We start from the raw sequence: 4935 nt of genomic DNA on the forward strand, positions 1-4935 counted from the left end.
TACGCCAGCGCATCGATTATGAATAAGTCATAAGTCGTAGTTGACAGGTCAATCCATATCAGGTCGACGCGTTGAATTTATGCGAGTCGCATAATGGGTGAATCGCCCCGGGATTACCCGCTCCAACGCTTGAGATGCTGGCGCTATGAAACCGAGCAACCGGTATGCCCCTGAAGTCCGCCAGCGCGGGGTTGCCCTGGTATTTTGATTACCATCAAGACGCAAGTGTGGTAAATTGTGGTCAAAGTGCGAGCAGTGGTGCTTGCGCGGTTCTGTGGCATAGCAAGGAGGCATGTCATGGCCACACAGAGTGTCCGGCTCTCGGAGTCCACGATCAGCGATGCCCGTAAGGAAGCAGGCATCATGTCACGAACGCTGCAGGCTCAAATCGAGCATTGGCTGCGGCTGGGTCAAGCGATTGAGCAGGCCCCGACCTTTGATGACAAAAAGATCAAATCGGCGCTGCGCGGCGAGATATCGCCCGACGAGCTGGGTTCTTACGAGCGCGCGGTTTATGACGTTGAGCACGAGGTGCTCATGGAAAACGCCAGCGATACGGAAGTCGAGTTCTTCAGGCAATTGGGCAAGCGTCAACGCGAAGCGGGTTTCGCTAAGGGCGATCTCGGGACCTAATCGTTGGAGCCAAGGCCCACGATGTACGTGCTTGCCGGCCCGAATGGGGCCGGCAAGTCGACCTTATACGACATCCGGATCAGGCCACACACCTACGCGCCGTTCATCAATGCTGATGAGATTCTCAAACAGCGGCAGATTGAGGGAGAAGAACTGGATGCCTACCGTGCGGCCGAAATAGCCGCAGAAATGCGGGCTGGGCATTTGGCTGCTGGCGCCTCCTTCGTGACAGAGACTGTCTTTTCTCATCCAAGCAAGCTGGATTTGGTTCACGCGGCGAAAGAGGCGGGATTCCGGGTCGTACTCTTTCACGTCAATGTGGAAAGCGCCGACCTATCGGTGGCGCGTGTTCGATGGCGCGTATCGCAAGGCGGTCATGACGTGCCCGAAGACAAGATCCGTGCGCGGTATGAGCGGAGCGCCCAGTACATTCGGGAGGCCATCGGCTTGGCAGACCTCGCGCAGATCTATGATAGCTCCAAAGAAGCCGCCCCGCCGCGATGGGTGTTAACGTTCCGGCACGGCCAGTTACACAGCGCGAGCGACGCGGTGCCCGCGTGGGCACGCGCGCTGTACGGGATAGGACGAACGCACGTAAGGGCTTGATGAGACTGAGGACCGGGTTATAAGGTTGGCAATCGAGAGCAGACGGCGCCGCATACCTTTGTGGCCGGGAGACAGGCTTGCTCGCGTCGACTACACAAGCCCTTGATCGACCCAACTGCGGATCGTCGCCCAGATCACGGACATGGGTAGATCGAGCGATTCGGCCAGCTCCATCGCCAACCCGAGCATCGCTTTGTCGTCGTTGAGTGCGATGTCGCGTTGCCTCAAGGCCGGGCGCCACTGCTGCCAGAGGGTGACGTCTTGTTCTTCGGTCAACACCGGATGGCGGCCGCGGCGCTTCGGCAGGCCCAGGATGTCCCGGCGTAGCGCGATTTCCTGATGGGTCAAACCGAAATACCGAGTGATCATCTCTGTACTCGCACCGACGCGTAGCATGCGATCGATCATCGCGATTTCCGCTTCGATGTCATCGGCCTGACGCAGCAGGCGTTGCAGGACCTCACGATTGACCTGAACCGTACACCACGACACGCGGGCGTTGGCGAGTAGGCTCACCATTTCGGGGTGTTTGAGCGCGTCCAAGTCTGAATCGCCGAAGCCCATGCTCTTGCAGCGCCGTAACTGCCCATTGCGCAAATCGTGTAGCGCTTGAGCGATGACGGCCTGGTTGAGGGGATGCGGTCCCGACATCGCACGCGTCCGGTTCAACGCCCAGTGGCCGGTTCGGCGTGGGGCGGCCGATCGCTATCCAGTGCCTTTAAGCGGCGGGCGAGTCTCACCAACCGAAATAGTTTGCATAGGCTCTCGTCGCTCAGGCGCGTTGTCGGCACTGCGTCGCCCAGTGGGTTGCCCAGCAACAGGGCGCCGATGGTATGGGTCAGCGGCAGAGCATCGGGTGCGGACCCGCCGTGGTCGAGTCGATAGCCCGTACTCAATGCGTAGAGTAGACTCAGTATCGCCCAAGCGAATCCAGGGCACGCGTCGGTATCCGTCGCGCCCCTTGGGGCACGACAACGAAAGCCGATGCCGTCGTTCACGGATTCGATGGTATCGGCTGTGCCGGCTTCCGTAGCGATATCTTGGGCCAGCTGTGCAATACGGCGACGCAGGCGATCCGGTGTCTCCAGATCTGGGTCGATGGACCAGACATCGGCGGCGGGAGTGGGCTTGTCGGCTTGCACATAAGCCGAGCGTAAGGCCGTGGTTTCGACGAGGGGGCATGCACCGCCCATCGTGTCGTTCGTCCGGGCCGGTCCCGATCGTAGCGGCTCCTGCTCCGGTGTCGGCGAGACAATGGGGGTATGCGGGTCCGAATTTTGTTGTGCGCCGGCTTTTCTCGGTATCGATAACGTCGGCTGTGACGTGGTGGCCGGTTTGTCCGCCGGAGCGGTGTCGGTCGCAGTCGACGGCTGTGCAGCGGGCTTGCTTTGTGACTCGTCCACCCGTGCACTGGGCGCTTGGGACGGCCTCGTGCCAGCTTTGAAATGCGGGCCGATGTCCGCGGGAGCCTGGCGTAATATTCGATGTCGGCGTTCGGTCTGGTCCAACGCCAAAGCCAGCACGTCGTAATCGGCATCGAGTCGTTCGGCCATTTGCCCGATCAGCTCATCCTGGACGGCTTCGATCGAAAACGCCTCCGGCGCACTGTCGAATGCGCCCAATACTTCTTGGAACAGATCAGGGAAGGCGGCGGCCGGGTGTGGATCGGTCGCATATGTCTCCCAGAGTCGTTCGCCGGCCTTGCGTAGGGTGGCCAGCCGCTCGACCTGGGGCCGTCCGAGCCCGGCGTAAAGCACCGTCGGAATCGCGGGCAGCAGATAGCGCACGGCATCCTGCAGGCGACTGAGATGGGATTGTGAAATAGGATAGCCGTCGGCCGTCAGGCGCCGGGCGAGCGCCGACTGCGACAGCGATTGCCCGGTTTCCTGCTCGTAAAGCGTCCGCGCCTTTTCGATGCCCAGCGCGCGTTCGATGAGGGTGAGCCCGCCGTGTAACTCGTTTTCGGCGAGATGGCCGGTCAACGCGACGATTTCACCGCGCGCCGTCCACGGCCGGAACAGGCAGGGAATCCGGAAAAAGCGTTCGTCTTCGGTCTCGGCCCACAACTCGCGCAAAATCGCCAGGCGCGTATTGCCCCCGTTGCGAATCATGTAGGCGGTGTCGTTCGGGCGTCGGGTGATCGGGGGTGGCGCATCGAGTCCACGCTCGCGGATCGAGGACTTGATGGCATCGTATCGGGGATTACGGGTCACGCGCGGATTCAGATCATAGGGCCGCAATTGATCGAGCGTGACGGTCATCGGCGTGTCGGCGATCGGATCACTCAACCTATCGGCGGTCGGGCGAGGCCGCGTAAACCCTTCGGCTTGTAGCTTGCGCGCCATATTATCCGGCGTCAGTTCAGCCATGAATGCCTCCGTCGGGTCCGCCGTCTGTGATCGATCGTCCCGCCAATAGCCGGCGCTGCGGCCTGAACGTTTCAGTCTGATAACTGGCTGGATCGTCAATGGAGGTTGAGCCGGTGCTGATAGTTGGCAGACCCGGTTTCATGAACCGCAGCTGGCCGCCCGGCATGTGTTGCACCGCCCAGCCCTCACGGAATGCGTGATCGATCAGGGGCCGAAACCGGGCGAGCCGGCGGTTTGGATCAGAAGCGCTCGTCATGGGATGCCCTCCGGTGCGCTCGGCCGGTGACCGTGGCGAATCGGTCCTGCCAGTGCGGAAACAATTCGCCGGCCAAGGCCCGGACGGTCTCCAGCGCCGCGGGCGCAACCCGCCCGGACGGTCGGCGGTGTTCCACGCGATGGACCGGCAGATTGCGCGTCGCAGCCCGCGGATAGGCCTCGATGGCCGGAATGACGGTTTCCAGTATCGAGATGCCGTTTTCTTCGTGAAAGAGCTGTCGCAAAGCTTGCTGGATCGTCCGCGCGTTCGCCGAGACGGGTGGAATGCGATTGATCAGCAGATTCAATGGCGGCAAGACGATGCCCAGGTGTCGATACGATGCGATGTCTTCGAGCAGCCGCAAGGTGCCGCGGTGGAGCTCACGTGCGGCCAGGATCTCGGGGGTGACCGGCGACAGGACGACATCGGCGGCGAGCACCGCCGTTTCCAGGAGCACGCTGCGTGTCCCTTGGGTGTCGACAAGTAACAGGTCATAGTGGGGCCGGAAGACGGGCAGTAGATGGCGTAGCCGTAGTCGTCCATCCGGCGCATGCAACAACAGGGTATTCAATTGCCCTTGGTCATCATTGGAGAGCACGACATCCAGGCCATCGATCGTGGTATGGCTAATCAGACGGGTAGTGTCCTGCTCGTTGAAGGCCAGCAATTCATAGACACCACCGGTCGCGCGCTCGGTAAGCTCGAAGTAACTGGACAGCGTCGGCTGCACGTCGGCGTCCAGCAACAGCACGCGTAGGCCCGCATCGGCCGCGAAGCCCGCCAGGTTCGCCGCCGTAGTCGTTTTGCCGACCCCACCTTTGGTCGAAATGATGGACATCACCTGCATGGCACCACGCCTCGAAACGCTCGGATTGGGCCGCGTCAAACGCGCGCTTTGAGCCGTTCGGCGATCCACTCATCGATTTCGCGCGAGTCCCAGCCGACGGCCCGTACGCCCAGGCGCATGGGCTTTGGGAATTGGCCTTGTTTGATCAGGTTGTAGATATGGGGTAAGCGTCCGGGCGCCCCCTCTGTTTTGAGGCTGTGCGGGTGGTCAAGATACGACCTCAC

General features: G+C 61.4%; 6 protein-coding genes. 2 read left to right on the forward strand and 4 right to left on the reverse strand.

The window, feature by feature from the left end; genetic code table 11:
- Positions 1-297: 297 nt before the first annotated feature.
- Positions 298-633, forward strand: a complete 336-nt coding sequence (locus C41B8_RS19915) for a TA system antitoxin ParD family protein (protein WP_051883793.1) — start codon at positions 298-300, stop codon at positions 631-633.
- 21 nt (positions 634-654) lie between these two features.
- Positions 655-1239, forward strand: coding sequence for an AAA family ATPase (locus C41B8_RS19005; RefSeq protein ID WP_037341929.1), 585 nt, complete (start codon positions 655-657; stop codon positions 1237-1239).
- 90 nt (positions 1240-1329) lie between these two features.
- On the opposite strand, the gene C41B8_RS19010 is transcribed toward C41B8_RS19005, so the two are convergent.
- The 4 genes from C41B8_RS19010 to C41B8_RS19025 form a co-directional block, all read right to left on the reverse strand.
- Entirely contained in the window at positions 1330-1890 is a 561-nt protein-coding gene (locus C41B8_RS19010) for a DUF2857 domain-containing protein (RefSeq protein WP_037341931.1), read from the reverse strand.
- A 14-nt stretch (positions 1891-1904) separates the two neighbouring features.
- Complete coding sequence (locus tag C41B8_RS19015; RefSeq protein WP_037341933.1) at positions 1905-3608, reverse strand: ParB family protein; 1704 nt, start codon at positions 3606-3608, stop codon at positions 1905-1907.
- A gap of 239 nt (positions 3609-3847) precedes the next feature.
- The gene (locus tag C41B8_RS19020) at positions 3848-4711 is read right to left on the reverse strand and encodes a ParA family protein (protein WP_037341935.1); all 864 of its coding nucleotides are present in this window, start codon (positions 4709-4711) and stop codon (positions 3848-3850) included.
- A 35-nt stretch (positions 4712-4746) separates the two neighbouring features.
- Positions 4747-4935: an AlpA family phage regulatory protein gene (locus C41B8_RS19025; protein ID WP_037341936.1), complete on the reverse strand. Its 189-nt coding sequence runs from the start codon at positions 4933-4935 to the stop codon at positions 4747-4749.

It is taken from the genome of Salinisphaera hydrothermalis C41B8, assembly GCF_000732535.1.
GTDB lineage: Bacteria > Pseudomonadota > Gammaproteobacteria > Nevskiales > Salinisphaeraceae > Salinisphaera > Salinisphaera hydrothermalis.